Consider the following 16704-nt stretch of genomic DNA (forward strand, 5'->3'; position numbering starts at 1 on the left):
TCGAGCCTAATTACAAGAGAATATGAACATGAAGATAACAGGAATTGAGGCCCTGAAATTCGGGGTGGTTGAGCGAGCCAAGGCCACCGCGTTTTTGGCCGACTTTGGGCTCAGTCGGGCTGCTAGTGATATCGCTGGGGCGGATCTGTTTCTCACCTTGAATCACAGTCGTGTCTATCTGTTTGATGTCGATGATCCACGCTTGCCGGCGCCCTTTGAACCGGGCTCGACTTTGCGTGAAGTGGTGTGGGGGGTGGCCAGTGCCGCCTGTTTAAGCCAACTGGCAGAGCGTCTGGCGGACGATCCTTCACTGAGCCGCGAGGCCGATTGCCTCCGTTGCCAAGACCCTAACGGCATGACGCTGCGCTTTCAACTGGGGGGGCTGCGCTCGGTTGAGCTAGCGGTGGCGCCGATTAACCAGCACGGTGATATTCGTCGGGTCAATGAGGCGAGTCCCGTCTATGAGCGGGGGGAACCGATCGGGATTGGGCATGTGGTGTTTTTCACCCCAGATTTAGCGACCACCGAGGCCTTTTATCGGGATCGACTCGGCTTTCATCTCTCCGACAGCTATCAGGGCAAGGGCGCCTTCATGCGCTGCGCCGGCCAAGGGCACCACCATGATCTGTTCTTGTTGCATGTGCCGGGTAAATCCGCAGGGCTCAATCATGTGGCCTTTACGGTGCGTGACATTCATGAAGTGATTGGCGCAGGGATGGCGATGAATCGTCATGGCTGGTCCACCTTTATTGGCCCGGGCCGTCACCCCATTTCGTCGGCGTACTTCTGGTATGTCAACAGCCCACTGGGCGGGGCATTCGAGTACTACACCAATGACGATTACCTGACCGAGGCGTGGCAGCCTCGCACCATGGAGCACAGCTTGGCACTCTTTACGGAGTGGGCTGTCGAGGGGGGGCTCGATGGCCACACTCGGCGGCAGATCAAGCAGGAGGCCTGAGCCATGCATCCAGACATTCGCCGTATCGTGATCATTGGTGCCGGACAAGCAAGCGCTTGGGCAGCTCATACGCTGCGCCAACAAGGGTATATGGGGCGCCTGTCGGTGATCTCTGCCGAAGCGCAGGTGTTTTATGAGCGGCCGCCGCTCTCCAAACAGGTGCTGGCAGGCACCATGGCGCCGGCAGCGCTGCAGCTCTTTTCAGAGGAGGCGATCGCCGAGTTAGCTATTGATTGGCACAAGCCGGTGTTGGCCACCGCCATCGACCCGCAGCAACGGCAAGTGCACTTGGCCAACGGGGTGTGTCTGGCCTACGACAAATTGCTGATCGCCACCGGCAGTCGGGCCCGTGTGCCGGTCTCTGATTGGTTGGGGTTGGCGCAGGTAGTGACGCTGCGCACCCTTGACGATGCCGCTCGGTTGCGTGAGCGGCTGCTGCCTGGCCAGCGTTTGGCCATTTTGGGCGGCGGCTGGATTGGCCTTGAGGTGGCGGCGACGGCGCGATCACTGGGGGTAGCTGTCAGTTTGTTTGAACAGGGGAATCGCTTGTGCGCGCGCAGCGTGCGCCCTGAGCTCTCGGCGTTTCTGCTGCAACTGCATCAAGAGCAGGGAGTTGACGTGCAGCTGGCGTGTGGCGCCATCGACTTGGTGGCCACGGATTCTGGCGTAGTACAGCTGTGGCGAGCCGACCAGTGCATCGGCGAAGTGGACACCGTGGTGGTCGGGGCGGGGGCCGAGATTGCCTGCGAACTTGGCCGAGATGCTGGCTTGGCGGTTAATCACGGGCTGCTAGTCGATGAGTTTGGCCGCACCTCACACCCCGATATTTATGCCGCAGGGGATGTGGCCGTTCACCCTGAACTCGGCGTGTGTGTGCAGTCATGGGCGAATGCCCAGCATCAGGCCATCAGTGCGGCCAAGTCGATGTTGGGTGAACCTTGCGAGTATCGGGACCCGCTCTGGATCTGGTCGGATCAATACCAGTGCAATATTCAGATGTTAGGCACGCCAGCCAATCAGGCCAGTCGCTTGGTGGAACGCATTGTTAGCGAGCAGCAGCGGGCTTTTATCTACCTGGATGAAGAGAACCGGTTGACGTCCATGGTGACGATCAACGATGCCAAGCTGATGAAGCTTGGCAAGCGCTGGCTCAAGAGCGGCACTGTGTTGCCTGCGGCGCAATTGGCCGATCCTGCCGCCAACATGATGGCATTGAAACCCTAACAGGACGATAAGGTTAAACACCTATGGAAAGCATAAAAGAAACCCTGGTGATGGCGGAGCAGCCGGCCACTGCCAGCCTGCTCAAGCAGTGGTCGATCTCCGTCGTGCTGATGGTTTGTGTGGTGCTGGCCTTCTTTGACAAGATCAGCATTGCGGTGCTGTTCTCTGACCCCACCTTTCAAGATGCGATGGGTATCGGGGCTGACAAAACCCGGCTGGGCTGGCTGATGAGCAGCTTCTTGCTGGCTTATGGCCTCTCGTCGGTCTGCTTAAGTTTCATTGGCGACATCATCAACCCGCGCACCTGTTTACTGGTGAGTGTGGCGGCGTGGGGGATGCTGATGGCCATGATGGGGATGGCGACCAGCTATGAGCAGTTGCTGGTACTGCGGGTGCTACTGGGCATTGCCGAAGGGCCACTTTTTGCACTGGCGTACAGCATCGTCAAGCAGTGTTACAGCTCAGGCCAACAGGCACGGGCCAGCACCATGTTTCTGCTGGGCACCCCGATTGGCGCAGCGCTTGGGTTTCCGATCACCGCATTTATTCTCAAGGCCCATGGCTGGCAGATGACCTTTTTCGTCATGGCGGCGTTGACGCTCATCACCTTGATGGTGATCCACTGGGGCCTGAAAGGGGTGTCACTGCGCAGCGGGACCGCCCAAGGGGCGCCAAAGAAGCGGGTGACTTGGCTGCAACACTTTCGCAATAGCCAGCGGCTGCTCACATCCCCCTCTTTTTGGGCGCTTTGCCTGTTTAACACCGCCTTGCTGACCTATCTCTGGGGCCTCAACGGTTGGTTACCGAGCTATTTGATTGAGGCCAAAGGGGTCAATCTTGCCTCTTTTGGTGCCATGTCATCCCTGCCATTTATCGCCATGCTGTTCGGGGAGGTGGCGGGAGCGTTTCTCTCGGACAAAACCGGCAAGCGGGCGGCGCAGGTATTTGGTGGGCTGTTCGTCGCGGGGGGGGCGCTCTATCTGGTCTTGCAGATCCACGATCCGGTGTTCGCCATCTTAGCCCTGTCGGTCAGCGCCATGAGCTGGGGGTTTGGGGTCTCGGCAGTCTTTGCCTTATTGGCCAGCATCACCCCAGCTGAGGTGAGCGCGACCGCGGGTGGCATTTTCAATGGCTTTGGTAACTTCGCGGGGGCGGCTGCTCCGGTGCTGATGGGGTACATCGTGGCCCAAAGCGGCGACTTCAATCTGGGCCTGATGTTCTTAGTGTGGGTCGCGCTGATCGGCTCTTTGCTATTGCTAGCGCTCGTCAAAAAATATTGATCTGAACCCTGACCATTTTGCTTATTCCGCGCGGCGCGGAAGGGCTGGCTATTAGCCGAATTTGAGTCACAACCACTGAAGTGACAACCACTGAAGAGAAGAGGAAAACTGATGAACGCGACACTTGCGACCTGGGTAAAACCGACCGACAAGAGCCTGGGGGAGTGGCTAGATAGCCGCATCGCCCGTTTTAGTACCCGTCGTTATGACTTCGATGCCCTGAAATTCCAAGCGGACTATGACCCCAAATACCGCCGAGCGCAGATGCGTTACATGGGCACCGGTGCCACTGGCGTGCAGAGCGACAGCAACACCGTGCCAGCGGAGCATTTTACCTTCTCGACCATGGTGCTGCCTGCCCAGTGTGAAGGACCGCTCCATGTGCACGACGATGTGGAGGAGGTGTTCTTTATGTTGCGTGGCTCGATCACCCTGTTTGTCGAGCACGACGGCGAAACCTTCGAAACCCAGCTCAATGAGCGGGATTTGATCTCGATCCCTCCCGGTATTTATCGCGGCCTGCTGAATCATGGCGAAGAGGATGCCCTGATGTGCGTGATGCTCGGCACTGGCAAACCGACCACCCCGACTTACCCAGACAGCCACCCTCTGTCCAAGATCAAGCGAGCTTGAGCATGAGTGATTTGGTCAGTCGACTCGCCCGTTTTCCACTGCAACACCTGACGTTGGGTGGCCGTCAGCTCGCCTATCGCCGAGCCGGGGAGGGGCCCGTGTTGCTGTTGCTACACGGGATAAGTTCGGGCTCGGGCTCTTGGCTCAATCAGCTAGAGCAACTGGCGGCGCACTTCACCCTAGTGGCGTGGGACATGCCCGGCTATGGCCAGAGCGACCCACTGCCCACGGCCACCCCGACGGCGCAGAGCTATGCCGAGGTGCTGCATCAGCTGATCACTGCCCTTGAGCTAGCGCCGCCACTGCTGGTGGGCCATTCACTGGGGGCCATGGTGGCCAGTGCTTATGGTCGCTTGCATCCGGCGCAAATCCGCGGCCTGGTGCTGGCTAATCCGGCGCAAGGCTATGGCCGAGCAGAGCCAGCAACTCGGGAGCAGGTTTATCGCCAGCGGCCGCAGATGCTGCGCGCTTTGGGCGCGGCGGGGCTGGCGGCAACCCGTGGCCCAGTGCTGCTCGCTCCCCACGCGACCCCCGCGCAGCTGGCGTTGGTGGCCAATAGCATGATGGGGCTGACTCAGCGTGGCTTCGAGGCGGCCTCTTATCTGCTGGCTAATGACGAGATCCGTGACTATCTGGCCGGTTACCGTGCGCCGATCGGGGTGATCGATGGCGAGCAGGATGTCATCACGCCAGCCGAGGGGATCCGGGCGTTAGCGGCAGCCCATGGCAACCACTACTGCCACTCGTTACCCGCCGCCGGTCATGCCAGTTACATCGATCAGCCGGCGGCGTTTAACCGAGCCGTCATCCAGCTGGCTGCTCAGTTAAGCGAGCACCGCGGGCCTCACGCCAGCGTGAGCTAAGCACGCCGTTTAGCAACGCATCACCCAGTTAACGAGAAAGTGGAGTGCAATTGTGAGTTTTAACTTGGAAGGCAAGGTGGCGGTGGTCACCGGGGGCTCATCAGGGATCGGGCTTGAAACGGTGCGGTTATTGCTGGCCGAGGGGGTCAAGGTCGCGTGGTGTGGGCGTGACCCTGAGCGGCTAGCGGCATCACAGGCCCTGATGCTGAACCAGTTTCCCGCCGAGCGCTGCATGGCTTATCAATGCGATGTGCTTGATAACGCGGCGGTGGTGGCGTTTGCCACGGCCGTTGAAGCCCGTTTTGGTGGCACCGATCTGTTGATCAACAACGCCGGTCAAGGGCGGGTCGCCCACTTTGCCCAGACCGAGGATGAGCAGTGGCTGGCGGAAACCCGACTGAAAACCTTCAGCGTCATCTATCCCATCAAGGCCTTTATGGACCAGTTGACCCGTTCAGCGTGCCCCTCCATCACCAATGTCAATTCGTTGCTGGCACTGCAGCCTGAGCCACACATGATTGCGACCTCGGCCGCCCGCGCGGCGCTGCTCAACCTGACCCACTCGCTGGCCCATGAGTTTGCTGCCAAGGGGATTCGGGTCAACTCCATCTTGCTCGGCATGGTGGAGTCAGCCCAGTGGCGGCGGCGTTTTGCTGAGCGCAGCGATCAGCAACAGAGCTGGGAGGAGTGGACGGCCGAGATCGCCTTGCGCAGGGGCATTCCCATGGGGCGGTTGGGCAAGCCCGAAGAGCCCGCCCGCGCCTTGGTCTTTCTGGCCTCGCCACTGGCAGGCTATACCACCGGAGCGGCACTCGATGTCTCGGGTGGCTTTAACAAGCACCTGTAGGAGGAGCAATGAAACAACTGATGATGATCGGCTTTGGTGCCATGGCACGGGAAGTGTTAGCGCTGTTGCCTGCCGATGTGACCCTGCGCTGGTTGCTGGTGCCCGCCGCTAAGGTGGCGCAGGTACAAGCCGAGCTGGGGCCAACGGTGACGGTGCTCAGCCAGATTGATGGCTGTGATGCCTGCCCAGATTTGGTGGTGGAGTGCGCCGGGCAAGCCGCGGTACGGGAACATGGCGCGGCGGTGTTGGCCCGAGGCTGGTCTTTGGGCCTGATTTCGGTGGGGGCCTTGGCCGATGAGGCACTTAACCAGCAGCTGCGGGCAGCCGCCCATCAGGGCGGCGGTAACCTCTTGGTGCTGGCGGGAGCCATTGCCGGCATTGATGGTTTAGCCGCTGCCCGCGAAGGGGGGTTGGAGTCGGTCACCTATCAGGGGCGTAAAAGCCCCCAGAGCTGGCGCGGCAGTTATGCCGAGAGCCTGATCGATCTCAATCACATTGCCGAGCCGACCACCTTTTTTAGCGGCTCGGCGCGGGAGGCTGCCACCTTGTTCCCAGCCAATGCCAATGTAGCGGCCACCATTGCGCTAGCCGGATTGGGAATGGATCGCACTCGGGTTGAGCTGATTGTCGACCCGACCATCGGGCGCAATCAGCATCAGATCAAGGCATCGGGTCGCTTTGGTGAGCTCGACATCGCCATGAGCGGTCTGCCGCTGGTGGCTAATCCGAAAACCTCCACCTTGGCCGCCTTGAGCGTGGTGCGGGCTTGTCGCCAATGCAGCGACAGCATGGTCATTTAAGGAGCCACAGCATGATCAAACCTATCTATATCGCCGGTGAATGGCGGCAGGGACGTGGCCCCGTGAGCACCAGCTATTTCCCAGCCGATGGCAGCATCAATGAGCAGGTCAGTACCGCCAGCTTGGATGATGTGGAGGAAGCCGTCGTAGGGGCCGAACGAGCGTGGCGTGATCCCGCTTGGCGCCACAGCTTGCCCCATCAGCGCGCCGCCCTGCTCTATCGGGTGGCTGAACTGATCGAGCAGCGCAGTGAAACGTTGGCGTTGTTGCAGACCCGAGACAATGGCAAGCCGCTGGCGGAGACCCGCGCTCTGGTGGCTAGCGCTGCGGGGACGGCCCGCTATGTTGCGGCGGTGTGTGAAACCTTGGATGAGCAGTTGCCGACCCAGCGATCCACCGAGTTTATGACCCTCAGCGTGCATGAGCCGATAGGGGTCGTGGCGGCGATCACCCCATGGAACTCACCGATCGCGAGCGAAATGCAGAAGATTGCCCCCGCATTGGCGGCAGGTAATGCGGTGGTGCTCAAGCCGGCGGAGGCGACCCCGCTGGCCGCGCTGGCGCTGGCAGACATATTTGCAGAGGCGGGCCTGCCCAAGGGCTTGCTCAGCGTATTGCCCGGCCGTGGCTCCGTGGTGGGGGAGGCGCTGGCCCGCCATCCGTTGGTGAAAAAAATCTCGTTCACCGGCGGCACTAATACCGGGCGGCGGTTGGCCCACATTGCGGCCGACAAGTTGATCCCCACCTCGCTGGAGCTGGGCGGGAAATCCCCCACCATCGTGCTGGCGGATGCGGATCTGGAGTTGGCGGCCAAGGGGGTGGTGTATGGCATTTTCAGCTCTGCTGGCCAGGCTTGCATCGCAGGGGCGCGGCTGTTTGTCCATCAATCCGTGTATCAGGCTTTTGTTGAGCGAGTATTGGCGCTAACCCAAGGGCTGCGGATCGGTCACCCAGAGCAGCCAGGGGTACACATCGGCCCCTTGATCAATGAATCCCATCTGCAGTCGGTCGATGCCTATGTCGCCCTAGCGAAAGCGGAAGGGGGCGAGGTGTTATGCGGTGGGGCCCGCCTGAGCGAGGGGGCATACGCCAATGGCAGTTTTTACCCTCCCACTATCATCAGCGGCCTCGCCCCCCACGCGCGGGTTTGTCAGGAGGAGATCTTCGGCCCGGTGCTGGTGGTGCTGCCTTTTGCTGACGACGAGCAGTTGGTACAGCAGGCCAACGACAGCCTATTTGGCCTCGCGGCGGGGATCTGGAGTGAGGATTTTCGCCGTGCTTGGGCACTGGCGCGGCGGCTTGAGGTCGGCACAGTCTGGATCAACACCTATAAAAAATTCTCGGTCTCGGCCCCGTTTGGCGGCGTTAAAGAGAGTGGTTTGGGGCGGGAAAAAGGGCGCCAAGGGGTGCTCGCTTACATGCAGCAAAAGAGCATCTATCTGGGGCTGAGCGATCAACCTAATCCCTGGTGCAACTAATCGGGTCAATGGGCCCACGACAGAACAGAGCAAGGAACGGTTATGAGCAAGCAAGTGAATGTCGGCGAAGCCATCGCCAGAGTATTAGAAGCACATGGGGTGGCGAGCGTGTATGGGGTCATCTCCATTCATAATCTGCCCATCGCCGATGCCATCGGGCGGCGCGAGCAGATCCGGTTTGTGGCCGCGCGCGGCGAAGCTGGCGCGGTCAGCATGGCCGATGCCCATGGCCGCTTTACTGGATTGGGGGTGGCGATCACTAGCACTGGCGCTGGGGCGGGTAATGGGGTCGGAGGGCTGCTAGAGGCGCTCAATGCGGGCAGCCCGCTGCTGCACCTCACCGGTCAAGTTGAGCGGGAATATTTAGAGCGGGATGCCAGCTTTATCCATGAAACGCGGGATCAGCTGACCTTTCTCAAAGCCAGCAGCAAGGCGGCATTTCGGATCAACAGCCCAGAGCAGGCGGTCGGGGTGCTGCGCGATGCCATTCGGGTGGCTACCACCGTCCCAATGGGGCCGGTCAGTGTCGAGATCCCCATTGATGTGCAAGCCGCCCAGATCGCCCTGCCTAGCGAGCTTGGCCCTGTTCAGCCGCTGCAACTACCGGCCCCTGCTGAGCACGCGCTGGCCCCACTGATCGCCGCCTTGCAAGCGGCCAAGCAGCCGCTGCTGTGGGTCGGGGGTGGTGCCCTCCATTGTCAGGAGGAGGTGGCCGCCTTGGCCGATCTGGGGGTGGCGGTGATCTCCTCAACCCATGGCCGCGGCATCTTGTCGGATAAGCATCCAAGGAGCCTCGGCGCGTTGCATAACGCGGCGGCGGTCGAAGCCTTGATGGGGCAATGTGATCTGGCCATCGTGGTGGGGTCACGGCTGCGCAGCAATGAAACTCGCACTTACAGTCTGGCGTTGCCACGGCCGCTCTATCAGGTCGATGCCTATCCGGGAGCGGCGTCGCGCAACTACTCGGTTGATCATTTCGTGTGTGGTGACGCCAAGCAGGTATTAGTGGCGCTGCGCGATAGCTTGCAGGGAGAGAGCAAGGTCAATCGCAGGTTCGATCAGGCGATCAGTGAGGCCAAGCAGAGCGCCATCGCGGCGCTCACTGAGCAACTGGGCCCTTATGCCACCCTCTGCGGTCAGCTGCGCAACGCATTGCCTGAGGATGGCATTTTAGTGCGAGACATCACCATGTCTGGCAGCACCTGGGGCAGCCGCTTATTCCCGATCTGGGCAGCCAACAGCAACATTCACTCCTTGGCGGGGGCGATTGGCATGGGGTTGGCGATGGCGATCGGCACGGCGATCGCCAATCCCACCCGCAAGGTGGTGGGCTTGGTGGGGGATGGCGGCCTGATGCTGGGGGTCGGCGAGTTGGCCACCATGGTGCAAGAGCAAACCAACCTAGTGTTGCTGGTGATGAATGACGGGGGCTATGGGGTGATGCGCGGTATTCAGAACCAATATTTTGGCGGACGCCAGTATTTTAATCAGCTGCACACCCCAGACTTTAAGGCGTTAGGGGAGTCGATGGGCTTGGCCAGTTGGCAGGTGTCGGACTTGGCTGGTTTTGAACAGGCCATTACCCATGCGTGTCATCAGCCGGGGCCCGCACTGATTGAGGTCAAAATGGAGGGCATTGGCCCGCTCCACTTTGCCGGTCCACCACAGAAAAAACTCTACTGAGCTCGCAGCTGCCTAGGTCGCCATGCGGGTTAAGCGAGGAGGGATGGGCTGGTGGCCGTGTGTGCCGTCGGCGGGCCATAAAATAGCGTCATAAGAGGCTTTATGCGCGGCAATGGCGCGGTTCGACTACGGTTTTGCCCCCCTTTTTCGGTGGCCGAATGATGTTAGTCAAACTCCTTGGCGGGGGGTAGTGCTATAGTGCGCCCCCTGAAAAGGAGTTGTTCCCCCATGGTTATCACTGCCGACGCCATCAAGGTTGTGCTCGTTACTGCTCGTTGTGGTAGTTTTGCCGCCGCCTCTCAAGAGCTGCACAAGGTGCCCAGTGCCATTAGTTACACGGTGCACAAGTTAGAGGACTCCCTCGGGGTGAGCCTGTTTGAGCGGCAGGGTAAACAGCTGGTATTGACCGAGGCAGGCTACCACTTCATTAAGCGGGGTGAGTTGATTTTAGGGGAGCTGAACAGCCTGCAAGATTCAACCCGCCTCATCGCCATGGGGGTGGAGCCCAATATTCGCCTCTCGTTTAATAACATCATCTCGCTAGCACCGCTTACCCCTTTACTGCGTAAGTGCGAGCAGCTCTTTCCCCAAACCGAAATTCAGTTAGCCATTGATGTACACGATGGGGTATGGGATGCCCTGCTTAGCAAGCGGGCCGACATCGTGGTGGGGGCCCCCAATCAGGTGGTGTCTCACGGTGAGATCGGCGCCGAGCCGATGGGCACGGTGGAGTGGGTGTTTGCCGTCAGCCCCGCGCATCCGGTGGCCTCGCTGCCCCAACCACTGACCGAGCGCAATCTACGGCGTTATTCGGCGATCTGTATCCGTGATACCTCGGTGCGTTTGCAGCCCAAGGTGGCGTGGCTGCTACGGGGTCAACAGGCATTACTGGTGCCCGATTTCCACACTAAAATCCGGTTGCAGGCCGAGGGCGTTGGCATTGGCTTTTTACCCCGTCACTTTTGTCAGCCGCTGATCGACGATGGCCGTTTACAGGGCATGACGGTCGAGGCGCCCAAGCAGTCAACGCCGCTGTTTTTGGCGTGGCATCGCCAGAGTGCGCGCCCCTGTTTTAACTGGTGGTTGCAGCAACTGCGTGATCCGGCCTTGCAGTCTAGTCTGTTGGGGCCGTTGACCTAATCGGCGTGCGCGGTACACTGTCATAAAAAAGGCCGCATTTGCGGCCTTTTTAGCGTTAGGTTGCTTTGAGTTGGTTCGCTTAGTGGCCACTCTCAGCTGCTGCAGCCGGACGGCGGCTGACTAGCAGATAGCCGAGGCTTGCGACCAACATGGAGTCGAGCGAGGGGATCATGGTCAGGGTGATGATGCCGTTAACGGTCAGGAACCCGACCAAGGAGCCAACAATCCACACCAAGAAGGTCAACCATTTGATCTGCGGCTCTTGGGTGAGCAGGCTCTCGTCATACCCTTGGCCGCGATAGCGCAAGAAGTCTGCAACATAGATACCAGCAACCGGCGGAGTGGCGATCCCCAAAAACAGCAGGAAGGGAATAAACCAGCTCATGATGTCCATGCTACCCACCACGGTGGCCAGCACCCCCAGCGCCACCGTGATCTGCCACTTAGGGAAGCGCTCTAGCAGAGTAGAGACCACCAAGGTGCCTTGGAACATGTTGCCTGCGTTGCCCGTCACACAGGCAAATACCAGCAGCAGCGCCGCCGGAATAGCAGCACCCAGTGGTGCCATGGCACCTAGCAAGGAGCCTTGGCCGGTGATGTTGCTTGGGGTGGCGCCCGTCCAGAACAGTAAGGGGTAGGCGACCAAGAAGGTGAGCAGAGCGGCGATCAAGGCGTGCTTGCGGTTATGCACAAAACTGCCGAAATCGGGCAGGGTGGCCACCAGCACAATGATGGTGCCGACCACACTGGAGACCGCAACGCCAGTTTCCATGTTCGCTACCGCAGAGGTCACGGCTGCCGCTGGGGCACCCAGTGCCACGCTAAGGATGTAACAGAGCACCAGCGCGATGATGGGCACGGCCAACTGCGCCACCTTACCCAGCATGGCGAAGCCAAATGCGGTTGAGATGGTGAAAATAACGCAGCCGATGGCAACCAACACCGGTACCGGCATGGAGAGCCCTTGCTGGCTCAGCAGATCGTGCACCGTGTTACCAAACATATTGGCGGTGACCGAGATCCAGCCAAACAGGCTGATGGCCATCAGGATGTTGATGGCAATTGCCCCTTGGTTCCCGAAAGAGAACTTGACGATGCCATAGGTGGGCAGCCGCGCTTTTTCTCCGACACTGATGGTGATAGCAGAGAGGATGGCCAGGATCAGCCCGCCCAGCGCTACCACCTTGATCAGCTGATCTTCTAGCAACTGGTTGCCCAAACTAGAAGAGGAGAGCAGCACTGGGGTCATGGCGATCCCCAGTAAGATCATGGTGATGTGTAGGCCGGATGCGGTGCCCGGCGTCGGTTCAGCTTTACGCATGACGCACTCCTTCCCTTATTTGGTGTGGTGATGGCCAGTGTAATTGCGCCAGCCGCCGGTCTCGGTAATTTCCCGCTGCCCTTCAACCAGCCAAGGCTCAGCCAAGACCCCCAGCACCTCCTGACCATCTTGCAAGGTCACCTTGCCGATAGAGAGGCCCGCCGGCTCTTTTTGTAAAATGCTGCCAAGACCTGCTGGCGGTACGGCCCACAGCTCCAGCGCGATAGCCGCACCAGCATTGGGATAGCGCACCATACCTGGGTGGCGATCGTTAATGCTCCAGCAGCGGTAATCTGGGGTAGTGGCTGACTCGGCGACAAACTCAGCGCCTACCGCCAGCATGTTCGGATTGAGTTCAAGGCCGCGCATCAAGGTACCGTTGACGGCAAGCAGAACTTTGGTATCAGACATACGTACTCCTAGTGATTGAGAATGGTCATAACGGCAATGTGGTAAGGGGGCGCAGTGCCCCCCGGTTCGATTCAACGGCCCAAGAAACGAGTGCCGGCTTGGCCACTCACTGCTTTGCCCATGGATTCTGGATTGGTAATTAACCCGACCCCATCTGGGCAGCCAGCCAGATAGCTGAGCATGGCTTCGACTTTAGGACCCATACTACCGGCCCCAAAGTGGCCATCAGCTTGGAGCTGGGTGGCTTCTGCCAGACTCAAGGTATCGAGCCAGCGCTGCTGCGGGGTGCCAAAGTGGATGGCGACCCGCTCTACCCCTGTTGGGATGAGCAGCATGTCAGCTTGTAACTGGGTAGCCAGCAGGGCGGAGGCGCGGTCTTTGTCGATCACCGCTTGGGCCGCTTGCAGCGTGCCATCGGCCTCGCGCACCACGGGAATACCGCCGCCGCCACAGGCGATGACTAAGACCTCTTGATCCAGCAATGCCTTGATGGTCGGGGTCTCGACAATGCCAAGGGGCGCCGGAGAGGCCACCACACGGCGCCAGCCACGGCCCGCATCTTCGGCAATTTGCCACCCTTGCTGGGCGGCCAAGCGCTCAGCCAGAGCCTGATCCATGTGGGCGCCAATGGGCTTATCTGGGTGACTGAATGCCGGATCGTGGCGGTCGATCAAGGTTTGGGTGACCATGGCCACAACCTTGGTATCTTGCAGGCCGCGGCGGTGCAGCTCATTACCCAAGGCGTTTTGGAACATAAAGCCGATTGCCCCCTGAGTGTCGCCCACCGCATATTCGAGCGGCACGGTGGGAACCTCGCCGCTTGCCAGCTCACTGCGACGCAGGATGAAACCCACTTGTGGCCCGTTACCGTGGGTCAGGACGACCCGCCAGCCTGCGGCAATTAACTCGGCGACGTGCCGCGCGGTTTCTGCTACGGCATCGTATTGCTGATCAAGGCCAACTTGATCGTTGGCGCGGATCAGGGCGTTACCGCCAACGGCGACGACGGCCAATTTTTTCTGTTGCATGGTGTTATTCCTTTAATCCGTTAGCGATGACGCCAAGGGCCTCGACAAAACAGGCGAGGGGGGCGGTGGTGATGCCTGCGCCGATCTGACCTACGCCAGCTTGCTTGTGTGCAATCCCGGTATTGATCACCGGCAAAATGTTGCGATCGACTACCTTGCGCGCATCGATACAGGTTGCGGAACCGGCAAAGTTGAGGGCTGGCAAGGTAAAGGCCGGATGTTGGGCCAAGGTGATCTGCTGCATGGCCATGCTGTGGCCAATGGCATCGGCTGGGGTGCCGCCAACAAACTTGACGATGGCCGGTGACGCAGCCATGGCAAATCCCCCGATCCCTGCCGTTTCGGTGATGGCGGAGTCGCCTAAGTCGGCGGCAGCATCATCGACCCCGTAGCCCGGGAAGAACAAGCCATTGACCGGATTGGCCGGCGCTTGGAACCACTGATCACCTGCCCCAGAGAGGCGAATACCAAAATTGACGCCATTACGGGCCATCACCGTCACCATGGTGCTGTGGGGCACGCCGTGGGCGGCATCCAGCATCACCTTACAGGCAGCCATGGATAGGTTGAGGAAGAAGTGATCGTTGGCCGCAATAAAGGCCAATACTTCGCACCCTTTGGGCTGGCTGGCGAGCGCCACGGCGACCCGCTTGAAGAACAGACCGCTGGCCGCCGCATTGCGGTTGTGGCACTCATCGCCCATATGTAGTGCTTGTGCAATCAAGGGTTTGAGTTCAATTTCACCGGTTTGACGCAGGGCTTCAGCCAAGGTGGGGGCCAGCACATCGCCCATCCAGCGGAGCCGAGCCAGCACGTCATCACTGTTGGCGCCAAAACGCAGTACCTTGCCAAGTCCTTCGTTGAAGTTACAGAAGGCGCGATTACCGTGTGCTCGGTTTTCCACTACCCATACTGGCATTGAAGGGCTGATGATGCCTGCCATTGGGCCCACCGCTTGATAGTGGTGGCATGGCTCTAAAGCGACATCGCCGCGGGCGGCCATGGCCATGGCGCTGGCCACGTCAGCGGCCCATCCTTCAAACACGATGGCACCGGCAATTGCCCCTTGTACGGGGCCACACATGTCGGCCCATTTGATGGGGGGGCCGGCGTGCAAAATACGGCGCTGGCCAGATAATGCGGGGATCTCTTGATGGGCGACGCTCACGCCGACCAACACCGGTTGAGCAGCGAGGTAGCGCTCTAGTGCCACTTCGTTAGCGGCCCGGATCTGCTCATGTTCCAGCAAGGTTGCTAGGGTCCAGTTGGCGTGCTCGTCCCCCTCGGCGACGGGCTGCCACTGGAGATGAAGCACCTCACCCCCTGCGGTGGCTAAGTTGTCGGAGAAGCTTTGCAGCCCCAGCCCCAATACATTGAGGGGTTGCTGGAACAGGTTGTTTGTCGATTGGCTGTTCATCTTGATTCTCACTTCAGTTGCAGGGCCAAACGGGCGGCAAGTTGTGCCGCTTGAACGTTGCTGGAGGCGACCATGACCCCAGCTTGACGCAGGGCGGCGATCTGCTGCTCACGGGATTGCGGGTCCAGCTCGGTGCCACAGACATGGCCGATAAAGAGCAGCTGACGGCCCGCGAGATCGGCTTGCTGACGCGCTTTTGCCAAGATCTGCAGTAGTTCAGCGGTGGGATCGAGACTTGCGCCATAGCCGATGACCACATCAAACAACAAGATGGCTGTCGCGGGATCGGCGGCTTCTTGCAGCAAACGGGCATTGCGCAAGCTCGGATCGATCATCGGGTGCGGCCGACCTTGAGTGAACTCATCATCCCCCATATCGACCAAGCTATGGCCATGACCACGGGCTGACTCTTTGAGGGCACTGGCCCCTTTAACGGGAGCGTTCGATTCGCAGGTTAGGCCCTCAGCCAGCAGGGCTAGCTGTGCTTCATAGCAGAAGGTGCCCCCTGCGAAGATGCCGCGAATATCCCGTTGCCCTGCGGCCATCTTAGCCAACTGAGCCGTGGTGCTTGCCAAATTGGCATCATCGACCGTCACCGCTGCAGGCAGTGACTCACCGCGCAGGGCCGCTACGGCCACATCCGCAGCATGTTGCAGGCTAGAGGCAGGCAATACGCCGTGCTTGGCTAAGGTGCTTGGGTCTGCTCCCAAGAAGTGGACCACCACCGGTTTGCCACAAGTGCGTGCCAGTTTCAGCACTTGCTCACTGACGATGTCGGCAGGCGGCTTAGAGATAAGTACGATAAGGCGAGTGGCGGGATCTGCCGCCAACATGCGGATGCCCTGGAGCATCGTTTGGCCGCCAATTTCTGCGTGCAGGTCGCGACCACCAGTGCCAAGGGCTTGGGATACCCCTTCCCCCAGATGATGAATGCGGCAGCTCACCTCCTGTAGACCCGTGCCGGAGGCGGCAATCAGGCCAATGGCGCCTTGGCGTACTACGTTGGCAAAGCCAAGTGGCATGCCATTGACGATGGCAGTACCACAATCAGGGCCCATCACCAGTAGATCTCGTTGACCGGCAAATTGCTTGATTGCGTGTTCTTGTTCTTCCGATACGTTGTCGGAGAAGAGCATGACGTTCATGCCCAGTTGAAGCGCTTTGAGAGCCTCGGCTGCTGCGTAGCGACCGGGTACGGAGATCAGCGCCAAATTTGCGTCACCCGCACGCTCTTTGCCCATGGCGAGGCTGGTGGCGGGGCGCTTACCAACGATCCCTTGCTCTTGATCGACCGGCGCGGGGCGCAGCAACTCATCAGCCACGGTGAGGGCGAGCGTGCCGACGTCCTCATCAGCCAGTAGGGCAATCAGCAGATCGCTTGGTTTGGCGGTGGCGGTGATCGCCATGCCTGCGTCGCGCATCCGCTCTAAATTAGCCTCAGTTGCCATTGCCACTGAGGCTTGAATGATCCCCTCCAGTCCATTCAATCGTGCAGATATCTGCATCAGGGAGACGGAGTCCTTGTAGAGGTTTGGATAAATCTTGTAGTGCAACATGCCAGTGCTTCCGTGGTGGAGGGTGTCAGAGGGCCTGTTGATCTCTGGGCCCGCTGTTAATA

General features: G+C 59.9%; 15 protein-coding genes. 10 read left to right on the forward strand and 5 right to left on the reverse strand.

Translation table 11 applies throughout. The annotated features are described in order from the left end of the window. The first annotated feature begins 28 nt into the window (after positions 1 to 28). The 10 genes from CUC53_RS01220 to CUC53_RS01265 all read left to right on the forward strand — a co-directional run bounded on the left by CUC53_RS01220 (position 29) and on the right by CUC53_RS01265 (position 10909). Positions 29 to 961 carry a VOC family protein gene (locus CUC53_RS01220; RefSeq protein ID WP_100292469.1) on the forward strand — a complete coding sequence of 311 codons (933 nt, stop codon included), beginning with the start codon at positions 29 to 31 and terminating at the stop codon, positions 959 to 961. Between the two features lie 3 nt (positions 962 to 964). Beyond that, complete coding sequence (locus tag CUC53_RS01225) at positions 965 to 2185, forward strand: NAD(P)/FAD-dependent oxidoreductase (protein WP_100292470.1); 1221 nt, start codon at positions 965 to 967, stop codon at positions 2183 to 2185. 23 nt (positions 2186 to 2208) lie between these two features. Next, complete coding sequence (locus tag CUC53_RS01230; protein WP_100292471.1) at positions 2209 to 3465, forward strand: MFS transporter; 1257 nt, start codon at positions 2209 to 2211, stop codon at positions 3463 to 3465. 111 nt (positions 3466 to 3576) lie between these two features. Then, complete coding sequence (locus CUC53_RS01235; RefSeq protein ID WP_100292472.1) at positions 3577 to 4098, forward strand: cupin domain-containing protein; 522 nt, start codon at positions 3577 to 3579, stop codon at positions 4096 to 4098. A gap of 2 nt (positions 4099 to 4100) precedes the next feature. Continuing rightward, positions 4101 to 4961 (forward strand): alpha/beta fold hydrolase, encoded by an 861-nt coding sequence (locus tag CUC53_RS01240; protein WP_100292473.1) that lies wholly within the window; start codon positions 4101 to 4103, stop codon positions 4959 to 4961. Positions 4962 to 5013: 52 nt separating this feature from the next. Continuing rightward, on the forward strand, positions 5014 to 5808 hold the full coding sequence (locus tag CUC53_RS01245; protein WP_100292474.1) for an SDR family oxidoreductase: 795 nt from the start codon (positions 5014 to 5016) through the stop codon (positions 5806 to 5808). Between the two features lie 8 nt (positions 5809 to 5816). Continuing rightward, positions 5817 to 6608: an aspartate dehydrogenase gene (locus CUC53_RS01250; RefSeq protein ID WP_100292475.1), complete on the forward strand. Its 792-nt coding sequence runs from the start codon at positions 5817 to 5819 to the stop codon at positions 6606 to 6608. An 11-nt stretch (positions 6609 to 6619) separates the two neighbouring features. Continuing rightward, positions 6620 to 8086 (forward strand): aldehyde dehydrogenase, encoded by a 1467-nt coding sequence (locus CUC53_RS01255; protein WP_100292476.1) that lies wholly within the window; start codon positions 6620 to 6622, stop codon positions 8084 to 8086. 42 nt (positions 8087 to 8128) lie between these two features. Beyond that, entirely contained in the window at positions 8129 to 9769 is a 1641-nt protein-coding gene (locus CUC53_RS01260) for a thiamine pyrophosphate-binding protein (RefSeq protein WP_100292477.1), read from the forward strand. A gap of 228 nt (positions 9770 to 9997) precedes the next feature. After that, positions 9998 to 10909, forward strand: coding sequence for a LysR substrate-binding domain-containing protein (locus CUC53_RS01265; RefSeq protein WP_100292478.1), 912 nt, complete (start codon positions 9998 to 10000; stop codon positions 10907 to 10909). Positions 10910 to 10988: 79 nt separating this feature from the next. On the opposite strand, the gene CUC53_RS01270 is transcribed toward CUC53_RS01265, so the two are convergent. The 5 genes from CUC53_RS01270 to fdrA form a co-directional block, all read right to left on the reverse strand. After that, positions 10989 to 12230, reverse strand: a complete 1242-nt coding sequence (locus CUC53_RS01270) for a cytosine permease (protein WP_100292479.1) — start codon at positions 12228 to 12230, stop codon at positions 10989 to 10991. Positions 12231 to 12245: 15 nt separating this feature from the next. Next, complete coding sequence (locus tag CUC53_RS01275) at positions 12246 to 12641, reverse strand: allophanate hydrolase-related protein (RefSeq protein ID WP_100292480.1); 396 nt, start codon at positions 12639 to 12641, stop codon at positions 12246 to 12248. A 71-nt stretch (positions 12642 to 12712) separates the two neighbouring features. Next, positions 12713 to 13669 carry a carbamate kinase gene (locus CUC53_RS01280; protein WP_100292481.1) on the reverse strand — a complete coding sequence of 319 codons (957 nt, stop codon included), beginning with the start codon at positions 13667 to 13669 and terminating at the stop codon, positions 12713 to 12715. A gap of 4 nt (positions 13670 to 13673) precedes the next feature. After that, a complete protein-coding gene (locus tag CUC53_RS01285; RefSeq protein WP_100292482.1) occupies positions 13674 to 15086 on the reverse strand; it encodes a YlbE family protein in 1413 nt (470 codons plus the stop codon). Between the two features lie 8 nt (positions 15087 to 15094). After that, complete coding sequence (gene fdrA, locus CUC53_RS01290) at positions 15095 to 16642, reverse strand: acyl-CoA synthetase FdrA (protein WP_100292483.1); 1548 nt, start codon at positions 16640 to 16642, stop codon at positions 15095 to 15097. Positions 16643 to 16704: the final 62 nt, after the last annotated feature.

This window comes from Aeromonas cavernicola (assembly GCF_002795305.1).
Lineage (GTDB): Bacteria > Pseudomonadota > Gammaproteobacteria > Enterobacterales > Aeromonadaceae > Aeromonas > Aeromonas cavernicola.

Coding starts and splice junctions, on each gene's coding strand:
- CUC53_RS01220 (WP_100292469.1), top strand. CDS start 29: ATGAAGATAACAGGAATTGAGGCCCTGAAATTCGGGGTGGTTGAGCGA.
- CUC53_RS01225 (WP_100292470.1), top strand. CDS start 965: ATGCATCCAGACATTCGCCGTATCGTGATCATTGGTGCCGGACAAGCA.
- CUC53_RS01230 (WP_100292471.1), top strand. CDS start 2,209: ATGGAAAGCATAAAAGAAACCCTGGTGATGGCGGAGCAGCCGGCCACT.
- CUC53_RS01235 (WP_100292472.1), top strand. CDS start 3,577: ATGAACGCGACACTTGCGACCTGGGTAAAACCGACCGACAAGAGCCTG.
- CUC53_RS01240 (WP_100292473.1), top strand. CDS start 4,101: ATGAGTGATTTGGTCAGTCGACTCGCCCGTTTTCCACTGCAACACCTG.
- CUC53_RS01250 (WP_100292475.1), top strand. CDS start 5,817: ATGAAACAACTGATGATGATCGGCTTTGGTGCCATGGCACGGGAAGTG.
- CUC53_RS01255 (WP_100292476.1), top strand. CDS start 6,620: ATGATCAAACCTATCTATATCGCCGGTGAATGGCGGCAGGGACGTGGC.
- CUC53_RS01260 (WP_100292477.1), top strand. CDS start 8,129: ATGAGCAAGCAAGTGAATGTCGGCGAAGCCATCGCCAGAGTATTAGAA.
- CUC53_RS01265 (WP_100292478.1), top strand. CDS start 9,998: ATGGTTATCACTGCCGACGCCATCAAGGTTGTGCTCGTTACTGCTCGT.
- CUC53_RS01270 (WP_100292479.1), bottom strand. CDS start 12,230: ATGCGTAAAGCTGAACCGACGCCGGGCACCGCATCCGGCCTACACATC.
- CUC53_RS01275 (WP_100292480.1), bottom strand. CDS start 12,641: ATGTCTGATACCAAAGTTCTGCTTGCCGTCAACGGTACCTTGATGCGC.
- CUC53_RS01280 (WP_100292481.1), bottom strand. CDS start 13,669: ATGCAACAGAAAAAATTGGCCGTCGTCGCCGTTGGCGGTAACGCCCTG.
- CUC53_RS01285 (WP_100292482.1), bottom strand. CDS start 15,086: ATGAACAGCCAATCGACAAACAACCTGTTCCAGCAACCCCTCAATGTA.
- fdrA (WP_100292483.1), bottom strand. CDS start 16,642: ATGTTGCACTACAAGATTTATCCAAACCTCTACAAGGACTCCGTCTCC.